The 19,628-nt window shown below is 45.4% G+C and carries 21 protein-coding genes and 1 pseudogene; 8 read left to right on the top strand and 14 right to left on the bottom strand.

Features of this window, described 5'->3' with window-relative positions:
• Window positions 1-261 precede the first annotated feature (261 nt).
• The 10 genes from rbfA to I1A59_RS07570 all read right to left on the bottom strand — a co-directional run bounded on the left by rbfA (window position 262) and on the right by I1A59_RS07570 (window position 9,089).
• Window positions 262-618, bottom strand: coding sequence for a 30S ribosome-binding factor RbfA (gene rbfA, locus I1A59_RS07615; protein WP_196092185.1), 357 nt, complete (start codon window positions 616-618; stop codon window positions 262-264).
• Between the two features lie 13 nt (window positions 619-631).
• Complete coding sequence (infB, locus tag I1A59_RS07610; RefSeq protein ID WP_196092184.1) at window positions 632-3,313, bottom strand: translation initiation factor IF-2; 2,682 nt, start codon at window positions 3,311-3,313, stop codon at window positions 632-634.
• Between the two features lie 16 nt (window positions 3,314-3,329).
• On the bottom strand, window positions 3,330-3,632 hold the full coding sequence (locus tag I1A59_RS07605; protein ID WP_196092183.1) for a YlxQ-related RNA-binding protein: 303 nt from the start codon (window positions 3,630-3,632) through the stop codon (window positions 3,330-3,332).
• On the bottom strand, window positions 3,625-3,921 hold the full coding sequence (locus I1A59_RS07600) for a YlxR family protein (RefSeq protein ID WP_196092182.1): 297 nt from the start codon (window positions 3,919-3,921) through the stop codon (window positions 3,625-3,627). Before I1A59_RS07600 ends, I1A59_RS07605 begins: the two co-directional genes overlap by 8 nt.
• Window positions 3,922-3,929: 8 nt before the next feature.
• Window positions 3,930-5,180 carry a transcription termination factor NusA gene (nusA, locus tag I1A59_RS07595; protein WP_196092181.1) on the bottom strand — a complete coding sequence of 417 codons (1,251 nt, stop codon included), beginning with the start codon at window positions 5,178-5,180 and terminating at the stop codon, window positions 3,930-3,932.
• A gap of 43 nt (window positions 5,181-5,223) precedes the next feature.
• Window positions 5,224-5,721, bottom strand: a complete 498-nt coding sequence (rimP, locus tag I1A59_RS07590; protein WP_196092180.1) for a ribosome maturation factor RimP — start codon at window positions 5,719-5,721, stop codon at window positions 5,224-5,226.
• Window positions 5,722-5,834: 113 nt separating this feature from the next.
• Complete coding sequence (gene trmB / locus I1A59_RS07585) at window positions 5,835-6,476, bottom strand: tRNA (guanosine(46)-N7)-methyltransferase TrmB (RefSeq protein ID WP_196092179.1); 642 nt, start codon at window positions 6,474-6,476, stop codon at window positions 5,835-5,837.
• Complete coding sequence (locus I1A59_RS07580) at window positions 6,473-7,267, bottom strand: phosphotransferase family protein (protein WP_196092178.1); 795 nt, start codon at window positions 7,265-7,267, stop codon at window positions 6,473-6,475. The genes trmB and I1A59_RS07580 overlap by 4 nt, the downstream gene beginning before the upstream one ends.
• A gap of 39 nt (window positions 7,268-7,306) precedes the next feature.
• Complete coding sequence (locus I1A59_RS07575) at window positions 7,307-8,362, bottom strand: ABC transporter permease (protein ID WP_196092177.1); 1,056 nt, start codon at window positions 8,360-8,362, stop codon at window positions 7,307-7,309.
• A complete protein-coding gene (locus I1A59_RS07570) occupies window positions 8,355-9,089 on the bottom strand; it encodes an ABC transporter ATP-binding protein (RefSeq protein WP_196092176.1) in 735 nt (244 codons plus the stop codon). Before I1A59_RS07570 ends, I1A59_RS07575 begins: the two co-directional genes overlap by 8 nt.
• A 114-nt stretch (window positions 9,090-9,203) precedes the next feature.
• Between I1A59_RS07570 and I1A59_RS07565 the strand changes: the two genes are divergently transcribed.
• The 3 genes from I1A59_RS07565 to I1A59_RS07555 all read left to right on the top strand — a co-directional run bounded on the left by I1A59_RS07565 (window position 9,204) and on the right by I1A59_RS07555 (window position 11,112).
• A complete protein-coding gene (locus I1A59_RS07565) occupies window positions 9,204-9,626 on the top strand; it encodes an HIT family protein (RefSeq protein WP_196092175.1) in 423 nt (140 codons plus the stop codon).
• Window positions 9,623-9,952 (top strand): hypothetical protein, encoded by a 330-nt coding sequence (locus tag I1A59_RS07560; protein ID WP_196092174.1) that lies wholly within the window; start codon window positions 9,623-9,625, stop codon window positions 9,950-9,952. Before I1A59_RS07565 ends, I1A59_RS07560 begins: the two co-directional genes overlap by 4 nt.
• 191 nt (window positions 9,953-10,143) lie before the next feature.
• Complete coding sequence (locus I1A59_RS07555) at window positions 10,144-11,112, top strand: aromatic acid exporter family protein (RefSeq protein ID WP_196092173.1); 969 nt, start codon at window positions 10,144-10,146, stop codon at window positions 11,110-11,112.
• A 73-nt stretch (window positions 11,113-11,185) separates the two neighbouring features.
• Here I1A59_RS07555 and I1A59_RS07550 read toward each other — a convergent pair.
• The 4 genes and pseudogenes from I1A59_RS07550 to I1A59_RS07535 all read right to left on the bottom strand — a co-directional run.
• A pseudogene (locus tag I1A59_RS07550) lies at window positions 11,186-12,175 on the bottom strand (LCP family protein); the annotation flags it as partial.
• The gene (locus I1A59_RS07545; protein WP_196092171.1) at window positions 12,168-12,704 is read right to left on the bottom strand and encodes a GNAT family N-acetyltransferase; all 537 of its coding nucleotides are present in this window, start codon (window positions 12,702-12,704) and stop codon (window positions 12,168-12,170) included. The gene I1A59_RS07545 and the pseudogene I1A59_RS07550, both read right to left, overlap by 8 nt.
• Entirely contained in the window at window positions 12,691-13,137 is a 447-nt protein-coding gene (gene tsaE, locus I1A59_RS07540; protein ID WP_196092186.1) for a tRNA (adenosine(37)-N6)-threonylcarbamoyltransferase complex ATPase subunit type 1 TsaE, read from the bottom strand. The genes I1A59_RS07545 and tsaE overlap by 14 nt, the downstream gene beginning before the upstream one ends.
• 29 nt (window positions 13,138-13,166) lie before the next feature.
• Window positions 13,167-13,775: a DUF1361 domain-containing protein gene (locus I1A59_RS07535; protein ID WP_196092170.1), complete on the bottom strand. Its 609-nt coding sequence runs from the start codon at window positions 13,773-13,775 to the stop codon at window positions 13,167-13,169.
• An 85-nt stretch (window positions 13,776-13,860) separates the two neighbouring features.
• On the opposite strand from I1A59_RS07535, the gene I1A59_RS07530 reads away from it, so the two are divergent.
• The 5 genes from I1A59_RS07530 (at window position 13,861) to I1A59_RS07510 (ending at window position 19,107) form a co-directional block, all read left to right on the top strand.
• Window positions 13,861-14,676 carry a Cof-type HAD-IIB family hydrolase gene (locus tag I1A59_RS07530; RefSeq protein WP_196092169.1) on the top strand — a complete coding sequence of 272 codons (816 nt, stop codon included), beginning with the start codon at window positions 13,861-13,863 and terminating at the stop codon, window positions 14,674-14,676.
• Between the two features lie 265 nt (window positions 14,677-14,941).
• Window positions 14,942-15,964, top strand: a complete 1,023-nt coding sequence (gene adhP, locus I1A59_RS07525) for an alcohol dehydrogenase AdhP (RefSeq protein WP_196092168.1) — start codon at window positions 14,942-14,944, stop codon at window positions 15,962-15,964.
• A 394-nt stretch (window positions 15,965-16,358) separates the two neighbouring features.
• Window positions 16,359-17,348, top strand: coding sequence for a PTS sugar transporter subunit IIB (locus I1A59_RS07520; RefSeq protein WP_196092167.1), 990 nt, complete (start codon window positions 16,359-16,361; stop codon window positions 17,346-17,348).
• Window positions 17,349-17,368: 20 nt separating this feature from the next.
• Window positions 17,369-18,178 (top strand): PTS mannose/fructose/sorbose transporter subunit IIC, encoded by an 810-nt coding sequence (locus I1A59_RS07515; RefSeq protein ID WP_196092166.1) that lies wholly within the window; start codon window positions 17,369-17,371, stop codon window positions 18,176-18,178.
• Between the two features lie 17 nt (window positions 18,179-18,195).
• The gene (locus I1A59_RS07510; protein WP_196092165.1) at window positions 18,196-19,107 is read left to right on the top strand and encodes a PTS system mannose/fructose/sorbose family transporter subunit IID; all 912 of its coding nucleotides are present in this window, start codon (window positions 18,196-18,198) and stop codon (window positions 19,105-19,107) included.
• Window positions 19,108-19,628 lie beyond the last annotated feature (521 nt).

The following is a 19,628-nucleotide window of genomic DNA, read 5'->3' as shown; positions in this document are numbered from 1 at the left end:
TAGAGTTTCCGGCCCCCTTATCCTCCATATACGCCTTACTATCACGTTTCTGTTCGTAGAGCCACGATTTCGCTATCCCTTCCTCTCCCCGCTACCTCACGATAGTCAGGCTTGGGAGTCGCTATTGGGTTCACCGATAGCAGGTGCCCACAGAGGACTTACACCTCAGATGTACGACATGCCCGTCGTACCAAAAAACCTCCAACCGAAACACAGTTGGAGGGCTCATTCTATCGTCACTCTTTCGAGAATAGGTTTCTATTAAAAATCTTCCTTGTTCAAATCCCGCAACATTTGATCGATTTTATTTCCATATTCAATGGATTCATCTTTGATAAAGGTCAAATCAGGGATTTTGTAGATGTGGAGTTGGCGACCTAATTCCCGTTTGATGGTTCCAGTCGCTTTTTCCAATCCGATTTGCGCTTTTTGGTTATCAGATGCCAGATCACTCATAATGCTGTAGTAAACCTTGGCAAGGGAGAGATCACCGGTCATTTGAACATCCGTGATGGTTAAGCCTTGGACACGGGGGTCACGAACCTTCTTCTGAAGGATTTCGTTGACTTCCCGTTTGATTTCCATAGCGACCCGGTCTGTACGAATTGAATTTGCCATGAGGGCCTCCCTCTTAGTGTTTAATTTCTTCCATGACGTAAGCTTCGATAATATCGTCGACCTTAATGTCATTGTAGTTTTCAACCATGAGACCACCTTCACGGCCGTTGGTTACTTCTTTTACATCGTCCTTGAAATGTTTCAAGCTTGCCAATTCACCGTCGTAGATTACAACATCTTGGCGAATAACGCGAACGTTCGAATCACGGGTAATTTTACCACGCAAGACCATAAATCCACCGATTGTACCAACTTTTGATACCTTGAAGGTCTCACGGATAACAGCTTCCCCGATAACTTTTTCTTCAAATTCAGGATCAAGAAGTCCCTTCATCGCATCTTCGACTTCTTCAATAACCTTGTAGATAATGCTGTGTTGACGAATTTCAACACCGTCGGTTTCTGCTTGTTGACGAGCTTGTGGAGTAGGGCGAACGTTAAAGCCGATAATGATGGCATTTGAAGCTTCTGCCAACGTAATATCAGACTCGTTAATAGCCCCTACCGCTGAGTGAACGATGGTTACTTTCACGCCTTCAACTTCAATTTTTTGAAGCGAGGCCGCAAGGGCTTCAACAGAACCTTGTACGTCTGCTTTGATGATGACATTAACAGACTTAACTTCACCGGCTTTAAGGGTATCGAAGAGATTTTCCAAGCTAACACGGGTTGTGTTTTGACGTTGTTGGAGAAGAGCTCGTTTGGCACGTTCTTCACCAGCCGCACGCGCAGCTTTTTCGTCTTCGTAAACCGCGAAGTGGTCACCCGCCATTGGGGTTTCATTCAAACCAGTAATGGATACCGGTGTTGATGGACTAGCGACCTTAACCCGACGACCGAGGTCGTTGGTCATAGCACGAACCCGTCCAAAAGTATTACCGACAACAATCGGATCCTGGACGTTTAGGGTTCCTTGTTGAACCAATAGCGTTGCGACAGCCCCTTTACCTTTATCCAATTGAGCTTCAATAACGGTACCGATGGCACGAACAGTTGGGTCTGCTTTCAATTCCTGGATTTCAGCAACCAAGAGGACCGTTTCCAAAAGCTCATCAATGTTTTGGTTGAATTTAGCTGAGATTTCTACAAACTCAGAGTCACCACCCCAAGCTGTTGACATAACACCATGCTCTGCCAATTCACCGATGACGCGTTCTGGATTTGCACCTGGTTTATCAATTTTGTTAATCGCAACAATGATTGGAACATTAGCGGCTTTAGAGTGATTGATGGCCTCGATCGTTTGTGGCATAACACCGTCATCGGCTGCCACAACCAAGATGGTAATATCCGTTACAGACGCTCCACGAGCCCGCATACTGGTAAAGGCCGCGTGTCCAGGTGTATCCAGGAAGGTAATCTTCTTACCGTTTTCTTCAATTTGGTAGGCACCAATGTGTTGGGTAATTCCCCCAGCTTCTCCTGTTGCGACACGAGAATTGCGAAGGGTATCCAAGAGGGTTGTTTTACCATGGTCAACGTGTCCCATAATGGTAACCACTGGTGGGCGCTCAACCATTTCCTCTTCGTTAAGGTATTCTTCATCCACGAAGAAGCGTTCGATATCAGCATTATCGACTTGAACCTTCTCTTTGGCTTCAATTCCATAATCAACCATCAAGAGTTCGATCGTATCCCCATCAAGAGATTGGTTCTGGGTCGCCATAATGCCCATCATAAAGAGCTTCTTAACAATTTCTGCTGGTTCACGTTTAATCCGTTTTGCGATGTCCGCAACAGTCATGCCGGCAGTGTATTCAAATTCTTTCGGAAGTTCGTGGAACTTACGTTCAGTAACCGGTTTTGGTGCCTGATTCTTACCACGTTGGTTCTTCCCTTTGTTTTTGTTTTTATTCCAATTACTATTTCTTTGATTTCTCACTTGATTCTGGTTATTTCGATTTCTATTTGCTTGCTTGCGTGGACCATCTTCATGCTCGTTGTCACGGCGTTTATCTGGTCTCGCTTGTTTTTTACGACGATTATCTGGGGCTGGTGCTGCCGCCACAGGCGCTTGGAAAGCAACTGGTTCAGGAGCTGGAGCCGCTGTTACTTGGGCTGCTGCTTCTTGTTTCGCTTCCTTCCGGCGCTTTGCCTGCTCCTCTTGAGCTTGGCGTTGGGCCTGAGCTTCCTTGAAGCGGGATTCACTGTTCCGTGCATATTCCGCATTTTGTTCAGCTTTCAAAGCTGCCGCACGCGCCTTGAAGTCCAGACGCGGACCCGCTTGCTGGGTATTTCGATCTTGGCGACGATGTTGATCACGATTCCCACGATTGCGGTTTTGATCGCGACCATTTCCTTGCCGCTGACGATCCCGGTCGCGGTCGCGGAAATTTTGTCCTCGACCTCGGACATCCTGGCCATTGCGACGTTCCTGATTTCCCCGATTGTTCTTGCGACGCTCAGCGTCTGCCTTAGCTTTGGCCTCACGCTCGGCTTTAAAGTTCCGGTTTTGGGGTCGGCTACTTTGGGCTTTTGCAGGCTCAGAAGCTGGGGCTGGTTTGCTTTTCGGGCTTTCCTTTGGCGCTGCAGCCTTTGGAGACTGAAAACTTTTTTTAATGCGATTGGCCACATCCGCTTCGACAGAAGAAGCATGGCTCTTCACTTCAATCCCCAATTCCTTAGCTCGATGAACAATTTCTTTACTTTCTTTACCAAGTTCCTTGGCAATTTCATACAAACGTTTTTTAGACATCTACATGCCTCCATTTCTAGCTCATAATGGACCTCATTTTTTTTGCAAATCCGGAGTCGACCACACTGAGCACCTTCCGTTGGCGCCCGATGGCCAGACTCAATTCTTGGGTTGAAAATTGATCGACTACTGTTTTTTTATAGTAGCGACCTTTATCCTCAATGGTCTTACGAAGATTAGGGCCAGCATCTTGTGCCAAAAACACTAATTGTGCTTGATTACTTTGAATGCTTTTTATGACTAAATCTTCACCGGAAACGAGCTTACCTGCTCGCTGGGCCAGACCTAAAAGGTTTAACAACTGTTCTTCCTTATTCAAGTCCTAACTCTCTTCGTTTCAATTTGCGATCAACAAAAGCGATCAGTTCATCGTAAAATTCTTCGGGAATTTCCTGACGAAAACTGCGATCAAAGACCCTTCTTTTCTTAGCCTGGGCTGCTTCTTCATTATCAAGCTTAATATAAGCCCCCCGACCATTGGCCTTACCAGTTGGATCAATGCTGACCTGACCATCCTTGGTTCGAACGATCCGCAGCAAATCACGCTTGTCAATCACTTCTCCGGAGACAAGGGACTTCCTCAAGGGAATCTTTCTTACTTTGGTCATCTTCTTTCCTATTCGTCGTCACTATTTTCAGCAGCTGCTTCCTCCGCAAGGAGTTCTGCTGACTCCCCCTCGAAGACCTCTTCTTCAAGAGCTACCAATTCTTCCGCTTCCTGTACTTCAGCAACCAGTTCGGTCTCAAGGACTTCTTCCTCAGCCTCTACTAGTGCGGCCTCTTCCATGGCCTCGAACTCTGATGCTGATTTAATGTCAATCTTAAAGCCAGTCAGACGAGCTGCTAAGCGGACATTTTGACCGCGACGACCAATGGCCAAGGACAATTTGTCATCTGGTACAACCACCAAGGCCCGTTTGCTGTCTTCTTCATCAAAAATAACTTGATCCACTTCAGCAGGTGCCAGTGCATTGTAAATAAACTCAGCTGGATCACTGACCCATTCGATCACATCAATGTTTTCCTCAGTCGGAATCCATTTTTCCAATTTAGCATCGTAACGGGCAGGGCGGAACTTGCTAGTGATCTTCTTAATATTGCTTCCACCACGACCTACGATCGTTCCAATAGCATCCACATTAGGATTGTGACTCCGAACAGCAACCTTAGTCCGGTCTCCGGCCTCACGAGAGACGGCCATAATCTCCACTATCCCATCGTAAACTTCTGGAATTTCTTGCTCCATCAAGCGTTTAATCATCTGCGCGTGGCTACGGCTAACGTAAACATTGACACCTTTAGGGTTGTCTTCAACCTTATCCACATAGACTTCAATGCGATCGTGAGAAGCGAAGACTTCCCCAGGAACCTGGTCCTTACGAGACATTTGTGCCTCAATGCTTCCCAAATTGATGTAGATGAAACGGGCATCAAAACGCTCCACGGTACCACTCATAATCTCATTCTCATGCTCTTTATAGGTGTTATAAGTGATCAAGCGCGTCTGCTTACGCATTTTTTCCATAATGGTCTGCTTTGCAGACTGGGCAGCCACTCGACCAAATTCTGTTGGAGACTCTTCAAACTTGATTTTGTCTCCAAGCTCATAGGCAGCATTAATGGCCAATGCATCTTTGAGGCTGATTTCCAAACGGCTATCAAAGACCTCATCTACGACTTCCCGAACAGTGTAAACCCGGAAATCGGCTTTCTTTTCATCGAATTCAATATGGACACTGTCAGCTTGGCCATAGCGACGGCGATAGGCAGATCGAAGAGACTCAATGACCGCATCTACGATATCTTCCTTCTTAATCCCCTTGTCTTCTTCAAGGATGCGGAAAGCTTCCGCCATTTCTTTACTCATGCGTTACTTGCTTTTGGTTCCCCAAAAGCTCCTTTCTTTTAAACTAAAATTTTACAGCTAAACGGGCTTTTGAAACCAATTGATAAGGAATCTCCACCTGCTTCTTCCGAGTTTTATCCATGTATTCCATTTGCAAGTTCTCCCCATCAAAAGACAAAAGATCCCCTTCAATCTGCTTTTTCTTATCAATTGCTTGATACAGACCGACATGGATGTAAGAACCAACTGCAGCCTCCAGTGCTTCCGGCGTCTTCAAAGGCCGCTCTAATCCAGGACTAGACACTTCCAAGTAATAATTCTCGGGGAAGGGATCCGGTTCAATAGTATCCAGGAGCGGACTAATCAGGTCTGTCAAATCAGCCGTATCTTCAACTGTGATCCCTTCCGGCTTATCCACAAACACACTCAAGACCATGTCTCCGCCCAGCTTGGCATACTCCACGTCCACCAATTCAAAGGGCTCTGGAATCTGACCTTCCAACACCTGGTTCACCTGTTCAACAATCGTTGCGATAAGAACACCTCCTTTTTCTACAAACAAGAGGCGAAGATTTCTCTTCGCCCCCTTTCACATTTCTTTATTCTGTTTAAATTATACCATAGAAATTCCCAAAAGCAAGAATTTTACCAGCACAAAGAACGTTTTCAGTTCCCTTATTCTGGGAAATGCGCTTCCAAACGGTAGATGACCTGTCCTTTACTAGAAAACTTCTCTTCATATTCTGTCCGGACATTGCCCTCAATTTCACTGGCATGAAGATCCAACCAGACACCATCCAAAATCATGCCAAATTGTGACATGGACACCAGACTATATTCGAACAAACCCCGGTTGTCGGTCTTGAAATGGATTTCTCCTTGACTTGGCAAAATGGCTTGATAGGTTTCCAAGAAAGACTTGTAGGTCAAACGTCGCTTCTCATGGCGTTTCTTTGGCCAAGGATCTGAGAAATTCAAATACAAGCGCTGGATTTCACCAGGCTCAAAATAATTGGACAAAGAATCTCCATCCACCCATAGGAGGCGGATATTTGGAACACCGGTTGCCAACACCTTATCCAAGGCGTAACTGAGAACCGATTTTTGAATATCAATCCCAATAAAGTTAATATCTGGATGATTCTTGGCCATCCCTGATACAAACTGCCCCTTCCCAGAACCAACTTCAATGTAGATGGGGTTGTCATTCCCAAAAATGTGCCGCCAATTCCCCTTGGCACTCTCCGGCTCCAAGACCACATACTCTGGGTGCGCTTCTAGTAGCTCCGTCGCACCTTTTCGATTTCGAACTCTCATATTCCCTTTCCAAAGCGTGTCCGGAAATTCCGCAAAGCGTAAATTTCCCGGTTTGCATTTTCCATATCTGAATTGGCATAGTACTTGCCAATTTGATCTAGGTATGAAAACTGGGCATACCAGTATAGCTTTTTCAGTACCTTTTCATTATAACGGTATCCATAGTAGACCAGCCACTCTTGCCAACGAGCTTCTGGAATATAGTGACTCAAAATATGCGCCACATCAAACATCCGATCCGTCAACCGCACAGAGTCCCAATCCACCAAATAAATTAGACCACTGTCTGTTTCTATCCAATTGCTGTGGCGGACATCCCCATGTACAATCGTTGCATGATCCTCACGAAAACCAGGAGCACTGGTCCGCAAATCATCCACCACCTCTTGCAAGAATTGGTTCCGTCGCAAGTTTGCATGGACCGACTCCCGCCATGAATTCAACAAATCAATCGGCGTTTCCAACTGCTGACCTAAACTAGTCAGCTGAACCATCAAATGCCGTGACCTGTGAAGACGCGTCAAAATATTGATAATCTGCTTCTTCCCCATCTCCCCAGGCGTCAAAATTTTACCATTTAACCAGCGCTGAAGTGTCAAAACCTGACCATCCGGCAATCGTTTACTCGACAACAGCTGAGGAGCAATCTGCTCCTGAGCCAGACCCGCCAAAATCGGACTTGTATTCAACTTGGCAAAAACCACTCGCCCATCATCGTAGGTTCCCTTAAAGGCATTCCCACTTTTTCCAGCAAGAGGCGTCAAGGTTAATTCTTGATCCATCCCTTCCATATTTTCCTCCTTGAAAAAATCTTCTTCATTCTATTATTTTTAGACATCCGCGTCAACTAATCCTCTTAATTTATAAGGAATGTAAAGCCAAAGAAGAGCAATCATGGCAAGCAAAAAAATCCCAGCTTCTAAAAAGGCTCCTCTACTCAACAGAACCAGCAAAGACAAAAGCAGACTAAAGGTCCCCAACTGAAACTGCAAGAGCCGACGAAGTCCGGCCGCCTTGGGCGCAACACCGTACGGAAATAGCCCTGTCATTACCTGACCATCCTGACTATGAAACAAAGCCAGCAACTGAAAATACAAGAGATAATTCGCCACAAAGGCCAAACCAGCCGCTAACCAACCTTGAGGAACAAAGAGAAGAGCCAGCAAAGCCAAGATCTGCAACCGCAGCCAAACCCCATAATAAGGCCCCTTCCGTAAAAAAGACCGTAAAAAGAGACTATACCATGGATTAGACTGCCCCCGCTCTAAGATTGGAAGCAAGGGATTCCAATAAGCCCGCATCCGCACGCGCTCTTCAATTCCCTTAACCTGAGTAAAAAGCGAGAAAAAGCGTAAAATCCCTTGCGTCCGCCCCTGCTCTTCTTCAATCCAAAAAGTCCAGTCCACAGGTCCCGCCTGCCTCAAGACCCGATAACGCCGCTGCAGCAAAACCTGCTGCAGCAAGGCGCCCAAACCAAATGCCGCTAAGGCTGGCCACCAAGAACCATAGGCAACCCACCACAGGGGTAGGAATGCTGCAAAAACGAGAACGGCCCGCAGAATCTGACTCTTAGAAGTCCGTCTGTAAACCAACTGCAACCATTGCTTGACTGCTTCCTCCTGCACCAACAGAAAATACTCGTCCCCCCTGCGCATATAGGTCGCCATACGCATGGGCCAAAAAGCGAAGAGAGAAAAGACAGGTACGAACCAGGCTAAGCCAACTTGATAGGGCCTCGGCTCCACCAAAATCTCCCTGTATTGGGTTAGGGCTAGGCCTAATAAAAGAAAAAGAAAAAGAACAAAATGGTCATTGAAAACATAACGGGCATAGCCCACCAGCTCTCCTCGAAACTTTTTTCGCCGTCGCCGAAATAAATCACGCATGCGCTTCCTCCTGGGTAACCTTCAGGTAGATATCGTGAAGGCTCTGTCCTGGCATCTGAAATTGTTCTTGAATCGCTGCTAGACTCCCCTCAGCCAGCACTTGACCTTGATGGAGGAGGATGTAGCGATCACAAACCCTTTCGGCTGTATCTAAGACGTGGGTAGACATCAAAACTCCCTTCCCTTTTTTTCTTTCTTCCAAAAGAAAATTTAGAAGATCTTCAATGGCTAGAGGATCTAAGCCCAAAAAGGGTTCATCCACAATGTATAGGTCCGGTTCCACAAGAATCGCACACAAGATCATAACCTTCTGTTTCATTCCCTTAGAGAATTCAGCAGGCAACCAATCCAGACGTTGATCTAGACGAAATCGCTGAAGATAGGGTTGAAGTCGCTCCAAGGCTTGCTCCCAATCCTTGTCATAGGCCATAGCTACAATCTCCAGATGCTCCCGCAGGGTTAATTCCTCATAGAGCATGGGACTTTCTGGAATATAACCAATTTTCTTGCGATAAGCTACCGCATCCGTTTGAAGTTGCTGGCCCTCCAACAAAATTTCTCCCGAATAGGGATGCAAAAAACCAATAATTTCTTTAATCGTTGTTGATTTTCCCGCTCCATTCAAGCCAATTAGACCCACAATTTCATGGTTTTGAACGGAAAAACTCACATCTTTTAGGACAGGAAGATTAAAATACCCTCCTGTTATGTGATTCACTTCTAACATAAATCCTCCATTTTTGCTATACTTAGGAGAGTAAGCTAGGAGATGTTAAGACTCCTAAGCTTTCTTTCAATCACAACCATTATATCAAATGGCAAGAGAGAAAAGGAGGAAAAGATGGACTGTCTTTTTTGTAAAATCGTTGCCGGAGAAATCCCGGCCAGTAAAATCTATGAAGACGAGCACATTCTGGCTTTTTTGGATATTTCCCAAACAACCCCAGGCCACACGTTAATTATCCCCAAAAAGCATTACCGTAATATTCTCGACTTAGACCCACAGGTAGCTCAGGATCTTTTTGGACAAGTACCTGCCTTGGCCCGTCGTTTGAAAAATGCTGTTGGCGCCCAAGGAATCAATGTGCTCAACAACAGTGAAGAAGCTGCTGGCCAAACCATCTTCCATACCCATGTTCACTTACTCCCTCGGTTTGAGACTGGAGACGGTCTAGAGATTCAATTCCAGACCCAGGAACCGGACTTTGAGCACCTAGCGCAGCTAGCCCAGAAAATCCGGGAAACCCAGGAGGAAGCCTCATGAGTTTGATGTCAACCATCCTATTTTTGAGTGCCGCAAAATCTTCCTACGAACTGGTTCTAAACCGTAAGGAGTTAATCGCCAACGCCAAAGAAGTGGCTAAAGAAACCAGTCGTATCAACACTCTCCAGGCTCAACTTAAAGACCAACTTCAAATCCTTCAACAGGAAGCCCAAAAAGTCGCTCCTCTTGCCAAGGATCTTGCCTATAAAACACAGGCCTTTGGGTTGGAAGCCCAAGCTAGAGCCGAACAAATTCAAGCACAGATGGAGCAAGCCCAAGCGCGCGTAGATGAACTCAAAACGAAAACAGACTCAAAAAAATCCTAGTATTGCTTTTTTCAATTGAGGATGTCTGTTCTTGATCGGCCAAATCCATTTTGACCTCCGATTTAAACGAAATCGGAATAGCTAATACAACCCCCGTGATTTTTCCAGAAGAACCTTCCTCAAACACAACTGTTTGGTTATTCTTCACGAGAACTGTCACAGGGGTTTCTCTCGTTCCCAGAAAGGTTATCATGCCCCTTTTTCAACGCACTTTAAAACTTACCCTAGCCACCTGCCTGGCCGCTTTTCTAGCCAGTTTTCTCGGAGCTAATTATGCCATTACAGCTGGCATCATTGCCATCCTCAGTGTATCAGAAACTCGTAGGACCACTTTCAAACTAGCCTATCAACGTTTTCTATCGTCCCTCCTAGCACTCATCCTGGGTAGCCTGGTTTTTTCTTTTCTCGGATTCCATATTTGGTCTCTCGCTCCATTCTTATTGCTCTACATCCCACTGGCATATCGCTTTCGCCTCGAAATCGGAATCACTCCTAGTACCGTTTTAGTCACCCATTTACTTCTAGAACAGAGCATTGCCCCTTCTCTTTTAGCCAATGAAATCCTCATATTCTTAATCGGGAGCCTTTCAGCCCTCCTCGTTATTCTCTACATACCCGATCGCCAACAGGAGTTGGATCACTACCATGATCAGGTGGAGGAACTGCTCCGCAGTATCCTCAACCGCTTTGTCTATTTTCTTAGAAGCGGGGATGGGAGGAACGACGCCAAACTGGTCCGTACCCTGGATGATGAACTCCACCAAGCGCTGGAAATCGCCTATCTAGATCAATCAGACCAAATCCTTAACAAAAACTACTACCACGTGGCCTACTTTGAAATGCGGCAGGCTCAAAATTATATCCTGCAAGATATGGCACGCAATATCAACAGTTGCCAACTCTCTGTCCAAGAAAGCCAAATTCTAGCGGACCTCTTCCAAGACGTCGCAGATCAACTCAGTCAACTGAACCCAGCACAGGACTTGCTTGATCAGATTGAAAACTATCTGGAAACCTTCCGCAAACGCCCTCTACCACAATCCAGGGAAGAATTTGAAACCCGTGCTGTCTTACTCCAGCTTCTCAAGGACCTCCAACAATTTGTCCAATTAAAAGTGGACTTTGCCAGCCAATATCCAAAACAAGTACCAAAAAAGTAGCTCGCTAATTGCTGAGCTACTTTTTTGATTATTCAACAACTGGTTGGGGCTCGACGTATTCAGGTGTGATTCCTCCACCATTTAATTCATCGAGGGTAACCGCATTGGTTTTCAGTTTATCGAGGGTTTCTAAGCCAAGAGAAGTCCGTAATTTATTTTGCATTTCTAAGATGTGGTCTGATTCCACAATCTGATAGCTTCCGCCATCTGCAAGGGTTGCATCTTCTCCTCGGAGTTGTTCCTGCTTCATATTCCGAAAGGCATCCTGGTAGACCAAAAGTTTTGGAATACTGTTAGAAGAAAGGTCAATGCTGGTCTGCATATTGTTGCTGACGGCACCGAGGATTTCTTTATAGTGACTGACACTATTAAGGCTGAGCACTTTTTGCACAACTTTTTGAATCACTTCCCGTTGGCGTTTTTGACGGCCATAGTCACCCTCAGGATCTTGGTACCGCATCCGGGCATAAACCAGCGCTTGATCTCCATTGATGTGTTGTTTCCCTGGTTTGACGGTAGCGGTATATTCAGGTTCTTGCTCCTCAATGGAGATTGGGAAGTCAAAGGTGTTGTTCACTTCAATCCCACCAACTGCGTCCACCAGCTCCACCAAACCTTGCATATTGATCATAACATAGTGGTCGATGGTAATATTCATCAGGGACTCAATGGTCGGGATTGCCAATTCGGCACCGCCCATAGCGTAGGCCGCATTCAGTTTGGCCTCCATCACCTCGCCTTTTTGCGAAATCTTGGTCAAGATATCCCGCTCTAAACTCATCATCGTTGTTTGATTGGTATCTGGATTAACCGTCACCAAAAGCATGGTATCACTATTTCCTTCCCAAGGATCTGACCGAGAACCACTTCCCGTATCTACCCCCATTAAGAGCATGGTCATGGGTTCTGCATTCTCAATAACATCGGATTGCCGTCCAAAATTCTGAAAGGTTTTCGCTAACTGGCCCGTTGATTGGAAGTAAATGGTTCCCGCATAGGTTCCTATCCCCACCAAGGTAACTAAGAGTAACGATAAAAACAATTTAATATTCTTCTTAAACATGATCTTCCCTCTCTATCAAGAGGCCCATAAGAAGGACCGTTTCATAAGATCCGTCCTCTAGCCGGATTGCTTCTTCTTGCCGCCCCTCATATGAAAAACCGAATTTCTCATAGAGCGCACGCGCAGCTTGATTTCTTTCTTGGACATTTAAGGTTAAACGCCGAAGGGATGGGGTTTCTGCCAACCAGTCAAAGACCAGTTCAAAGAGCATGCTCCCGACCCCATGACCCCAATAAGCCTGCCCAACAGCCACAAACAACTCTCCCACATGACTCATGCGCGGATTGGCATCCGTGGACAAATGTAAGAGGCCAATCACTTCTTGGTCTAATCGGGCTAATAAGAAGAGACGTGATGGATGATTGGCACTTGATTCCAAATAGTCAGCCAACTGATCTTGCGACAAATCTAAGCCCCCAGGTTCCAAACTGGTCAAATCACTCTCACGCGCCACCTGCTTGAAAAATTCTAGTAACTCACCGGCGTCTGAGTCCTGAGCCTCCTCAATCGTCAACTCATGCGAGGTCATGGATCCACTCCTCTAACAACTCTTGGCTACGCGAGCCAACCGCATAGGAATCCAAGTTACGCCCCTGGTCCGCATGAGACAAGGTCAACTGGAGATAATCCTCCGGTAAAGCCTGCTCCAAAAGTTCACCCCACTCAATGACGGTCACCCCTTCCCCGAAGAGAAAGGCATCGAGGTCAATCGAATCTGGATCTCCATCTATCCGATAAACATCCAGGTGGTAAAGAGGCAAGCGCCCCTCATATTCACGAACAATCGTGTAGGTAGGACTCTTGATCATTTGATCAATCCCCAGGCCCCGCGCAATCCCTTTGGTAAAAGTCGTTTTTCCTGCCCCAAGATCTCCTGACAAGACCAGAACGTCTCCCTTCTCCAGTAGGGCACCTAATTTTTCGCCCCAGTTGATCAGGGTTTCTTCATTTTGAATTTTCATCATAGTTTCCATTATAGCAAATTCCCTTCTTACTTCCTACCGCGAACCCAATCATCCGCGAGTAAAAAGAGGCACATGAATTGCAAGGAGGTAAATCCAAGTACAAAAACACTGTGCTCCCAACTAAAGACATCCAGAAATGTCTGGACTACCAACTGCGGGCGCGTAAAAACGTCCCACGAATTTAAGCGAGGATACCGCCCCATGGTAATGGCGATACTAGAGAGTCCTGCCAAACCAAAGGTCGCAACTCCCTCCTGCCAGGGCTTGAGTTTCCAGCGGGAACGAATTAAGCGCCAACTTTCGATGCCCGTTAGAACGCCAAAGAAAATGGCGAAGACAAAGGCAAAAAAGAGCTTCTGGTTGGCTCGATTGTAGAGAACATCTCCCACCCAATGCATATGCACCAAATCCGTCACCATGTAAAAGGTGTTTGGGAAAAATAGAAGCCAAAGCAGGGCAGAGGCCCATCGCAACAGGCGGTTTTGGGTCACTTTTGAAAACAGGGCAAAGTCTAGGGCTGTCAAGGCCAAAAACATATTCCAGGTTAGATTGGGGCCTTCTTGCTGTAGGAGCGTGAGGACCCCGAAAATGCCTATAAAGGCTAGATGATACATGATAAAAATACGTTTATACATAGCGCCTCCCAATTTCGTCTTCTCAGTTTACCATGAAAATCCTAAAATTTGCTATACTGGGTAAAAGCACAAAACTGGAGCATGTATGGATACAAGTAAAATTATTGCCCTCGATCTCGACGGGACCCTCTTAAATGATCAACAACAAATTTCCTCTAAAAGTCAGGACGTTCTCAAAAAGATTCAGGACCAAGGGCACAAAATCATCATTACGACCGGTCGTCCTTACCGATCTGCCCTCCCCTACTACCAACAATTGGAACTAGAGACACCCCTTATCACCTTTAATGGAGCTTTGACGACACTTCCCGGGAAAAAATGGGTTCATGAAAAAGAATACACCATCGACAAGTCCTACTTGGTCGACTTGGTCGACCGTCAAGAGGAAGTCCAGGCTGACTTCATTGTTAGTGAATACCGTAAGAAATTCTTTGTCCACCAACAAGATGTCAGCAGCCTGGACCCACAATTACTAGGGGTGGACAAAATCACAGCACAACACCAGCTGATTCCACAAAAAATCACCAAGAACCCCAATGCCATCCTTTTTCAAACCCGCTTTAAAGACAGCGATGGCCTGGCCCAGGAATTGATGAACTATTATCAGGGGGAAATGACCGTCAGTTCCTGGGGTGGACCCTACAATATCCTCGAGTGCACCCCTAAAGGGGTGCATAAGGCCAGAGCCCTTAAGTACCTCTTAGACCTTTACCAAAAACAACCAGCTGAGTTGATTGCTTTCGGTGATCAACTCAATGACAAGGAAATGTTGGCTTTTGCTGGAACTGGTTATGCTATGCAAAATGCCAACACCAAACTAATAGACTATGCCGACCAACAAATCCAATGGACTAACCAAGAAGACGGAGTCGCTCAACAGTTAGGACAACTCTTCCTATGAAATCGAATACTTCCTTCGTAAAGTAGCTCAAGGATTGGATTCAATCCTTGAGCTGCTTTCTTTTTTTACACTCTTTTAGTTTATCTTTTATTACTGTGTTAGCTCGTCTTGCCGTACTTCAGTACTGTCTGCGACTCGCTGCCTTGTACTAAAAGCAAACTAAAAAACTATATCAGAATGCATGTAAACGCTTGCACCTATAAAACCATTGTGATATACTAAACATATGAAAACGGGAATTCTCCCTAAGAATAAGGAGGCTTTTATGAAAGCAGTTGTTGTTAATTCAGAAGGTACGGGTGTTGAAGTTGTGGAAAAAGAGTTTCGTCCTATCGAAACCGGTGAAGCCCTTGTTGAAATAGAATACTGCGGCGTCTGTCACACAGACCTGCACGTAGCTCATGGAGATTTTGGAAAAGTTCCTGGACGTGTTCTAGGTCATGAAGGAATTGGGATTGTTAAAGAAGTCGCACCAGATGTTACTAGTCTCAAAGTTGGCGATCGCGTCAGCGTTGCCTGGTTCTTCCAAGGTTGTGGAACTTGTGAATACTGTACGACTGGACGTGAAACCCTTTGTCGTGATGTCAAAAATGCTGGTTACTCTGTAGATGGCGGTATGGCCCAACAATGTATTGTTACAGCAGACTATGCTGTGAAAGTCCCTGACAACCTTAACCCCGCCCAAGCATCTTCTATCACTTGTGCGGGTGTAACAACTTATAAAGCGATTAAAGAAGCCGATATTCAGCCTGGTCAATGGGTGGTTGTCTACGGTGCCGGTGGTCTTGGGAATCTTGCCATTCAATATGCCAAAAAAGTTTTCAACGCCCATGTTATCGCAGTTGATATCAACCAAGACAAATTAGACTTAGCTCTTGAATCAGGTGCGGATGTTAGTCTAAATGGGCTTGAAATCGAAGATATGGCTGCTAAAATCATGGAAATCACAGGCATTGGAGCTCATGCTGCTGTCGTTACTGCGGTTTCCAAGGTAGCCTTTAACCAAGCCGTTGATTCCGTAAGACCTGCTGGAAGCATCGTTGCCGTTGGACTCCCATCTGAATACATGGACCTCAGCATTGTTAAACTTGTCTTGGACGGTATTAAAGTTGTTGGTTCCTTGGTTGGAACTCGGAAAGACTTAGAAGAAGCCTTCCAGTTTGGAGCTGAAGGTTTGGTAGTACCAGTTGTTCAACTTCGCCCTGTCGACGAAGCTCCTGCTGTCTTTGACGAGATGGAAGCAGGTACCATTCAAGGCCGTATGGTGTTAGACTTCAAAAACGCTTAATCATACTCTTTGAAAATCAAATTTAAACGTTGTCAGGTCTGACAGTCTGGTAGACTGGTAGACTGTCAGAGATTCTAGTTGAAAAAACGAAGTTTTTGTCAACTTTGCCGTACTTATTTGAAACTTTCTCCGAAAGTTTTATCAGTAAACTCAAAACGTCTCCCAGAGATTTTGAGCTGCCTGCGGCTCACTTCCTAGTTTAATTTTTGATTTTCATTGAGTATCACTTAACCGAAGGTAGAGCAGGGTGCTCTACCTTTTTGTTGTGGTTTTTTTGGATGTCTATGATTTTTTTGAAAGAGCTTGACATTTTCTTGAAATCGCTTTACAATAAGATGGCTTAAAGATTTCTTAAGGATTTAAGTCGCAAATATTTTTTAGGAGGAGACCAATAATGAGTATTGGAATCATTATTGCCAGCCACGGTGAATTCGCTGCCGGCATTCACCAATCTGGATCCATGATCTTTGGAGATCAGGAGAAAGTCCAGGTTGTGACCTTTATGCCAAGTGAAGGGCCAGACGACTTGTATGCCAAGTTTAATGACGCTGTGGCCGCGTTTGACGCAGAGGATGAAGTCCTTGTCCTAGCTGACCTTTGGAGTGGATCCCCCTTCAACCAAGCTAGCCGCGTCATGGGTGAAAACCCTGAGCGCAAGTTTGCCATCATCACTGGTTTGAACTTGCCAATGTTAATCCAGGCCTATACAGAACGGATGATGGATGCATCTGCAGGTGTTGAGGCCGTTGCTGCTAATATCATCAAGGAAGCGAAAGATGGTATTAAAGCTTTACCAGAAGAGCTTAATCCTGCTGATGAAGCTGCACCTGCTGCAGAGGGACCAGTTGCCCAAGCAGCGATCCCAGAAGGAACTGTGATCGGCGACGGGAAATTGAAAATCAACTTAGCTCGGATTGATACACGCTTGCTACACGGACAGGTTGCGACTGGATGGACACCAGACTCAAAAGCAGACCGTATCATCGTTGCATCTGATTCTGTTTCCCAAGATGAGCTTCGGAAAGAATTGATCAAACAAGCGGCACCTGGTAATGTCAAAGCCAATGTTGTCCCAATTCAAAAATTGATTGATGTTTCTAAAGATCCTCGTTTCGGAGATACCCACGCACTTATCTTATTTGAGACTCCACAAGATGCCCTACGTGCCATCGAGGGTGGTGTACCAATCAAGACCTTGAATGTTGGGTCGATGGCTCACTCAACCGGTAAGACAATGGTGAACAACGTTCTTTCTATGGATAAAGAAGACGTTGCAACCTTTGAAAAATTGCGTGACCTTGGCGTTGAATTCGACGTCCGTAAGGTTCCGAATGACTCTAAAAAAGATTTGTTTGACCTCATCTCTAAGGCCAACGTTCAATAACAATAGAAAGGACATAAAACATGTCATTGATTTCTGCAATTTTGGTTATCCTTGTTGCCTTCTTAGCTGGACTTGAAGGTATCTTGGACCAATTCCAATTCCATCAACCACTTGTTGCTTGTACCTTGATCGGACTTGTAACTGGTAACCTCACAGCAGGTATTATCCTTGGTGGTTCTCTGCAAATGATCGCTCTTGGTTGGGCTAACATTGGTGCTGCGGTTGCACCCGATGCTGCCCTCGCTTCCGTTGCAGCTGCTATTATCCTCGTATTAGGTGGTGACACTTCTACACGTGGTATTGCTGTTGCTCAGGCTGTTGCGATTCCTCTTGCCGTAGCGGGTCTCTTCCTTACTATGTTGGTGCGTACTGCTTCTGTTGGTTTGGTCCACGGTGCTGACGCAGCTGCTAAAGAAGGGGATATTGCTAAAATGGAACGTTACCACTACATCGCCCTTCTTCTCCAAGGACTTCGGATTGCGGTTCCTGCAGCGCTTCTTCTTGCTATTCCAACTGAAGCCGTTCAGTCTGCTCTTGAAGCAATGCCAGCTTGGTTGTCTGATGGTATGGCGATCGGTGGTGGTATGGTTGTGGCCGTTGGTTATGCTATGGTTATCAACATGATGGCTACTCGCGAAGTATGGCCATTCTTCGCAATCGGTTTTGCTCTTGCTGCTGTTTCTGATTTGACTTTGATTGCCCTTGGTGCGATTGGGGTTGCTCTTGCCTTCATCTACTTGAACTTATCAAAACAAGGTGGTTCAGGAAACGGTGGCGGTGGTGCTGCTACTTCAACTGACCCAATCGGGGACATTCTTGAAGACTATTAAGAAAGGGGACTCACAACATGACTGAAAAGATTCAATTAAGTAAAAATGATCGTCAGAAAGTGTGGTTGCGCTCCACTTTCTTACAAGGTTCTTGGAACTATGAGCGGATGCAAAACTTGGGTTGGGCTTATTCTATGGTTCCAGCCATCAAACGTCTTTATACTTCAAAAGAAGATCGCTCTGCTGCTCTAGAGCGTCACATGGAATTCTTTAACACTCACCCATACGTAGCTTCTCCAATCCTTGGGGTAACCTTGGCCTTGGAAGAAGAACGTGCGCGTGGTGCTGAGATTGACGATGCTGCGATCCAAGGGGTTAAAATTGGTATGATGGGACCTTTAGCCGGTATCGGAGATCCAGTCTTCTGGTTCACTGTTCGTCCAATCCTTGGTGCCTTGGGAGCCTCTCTTGCCCTCTCAGGTAACATCATGGGACCAATCCTCTTCTTCGTACTTTGGAACCTAATTCGTATGGCTTTCCAATGGTATACACAAGAATTGGGTTACCGTGCTGGATCTGAAATCACTAAAAACATGTCTGGTGGTATCCTTCAAGACATCACTAAAGGAGCATCTATCCTTGGTATGTTTATCCTTGCCGTTCTGGTACAACGTTGGGTATCCATCAAGTTTGCCTTCAACGTTTCCGAAGTTCAACTAGATGAGAAAGCTTACATCCATTGGGATCAGCTTCCTGAAGGTTGGGAAGGTATCCAAGAAGCCTTCGCTCAAGTTGGCGCAGGACTTTCTCAAACTCCAACTAAGGTAACAACCTTCCAACAAAATTTGGATAGCTTGATTCCTGGTTTGATGGGACTTCTCCTTACCTTCCTCTGCATGTGGTTGCTTAAGAAGAAAGTTTCTCCAATCACAATCATCTTGGCACTCTTTGTTGTCGGAATCCTTGCTCACGTAGCAGGTATCATGTAATGTTTCAAGGTGGGGCTACAAAGTCCCACCTTGTTTTTTTCAACATTCAATCAACTTCAAAACCAGAATACTCAAAGCAGTTTGAAATCTGACTCGAATTTTATAGTCTTTTAGTTTACTTTTAGTACAAGGCAGCGAGTCGTAGACAGTACTGAAGTACGGCAAGACGAGCTAACACAGTAATAAAAGATAAACTAAAAGAGTATAATTCAGGAATTGAGTTAACATTTATGCCTACATGATGTAAGCAAAACTTGTAAACCTTAACAATAAAGGTTGTTCGACAGGTCTGGGAAACCTGTTGAAGATTATCGATAAGGCGTGCAAAGCACGCAATCAATAGGTTCACAGAAGAGGCTTAACAATATTCAGATTTTGAACTGAATAGAGTATAAAGTCTAGTGGTGAAAAGTCAAGTTCAAAGTTCTGAGCAGTTACTCTTTTTTTCAGAAAAAAGGGCGCACTGAAAAGAGCTAGCGAAAAATGATGTTTTTCAACCAATTTTCACTAGATTTTCAAGG

This window comes from Streptococcus sp. NLN76 (genome assembly GCF_015686645.1).
In the GTDB taxonomy this organism is placed as follows: domain Bacteria; phylum Bacillota; class Bacilli; order Lactobacillales; family Streptococcaceae; genus Streptococcus.
This window is presented reverse-complemented; position numbering and strand designations above follow the sequence as displayed.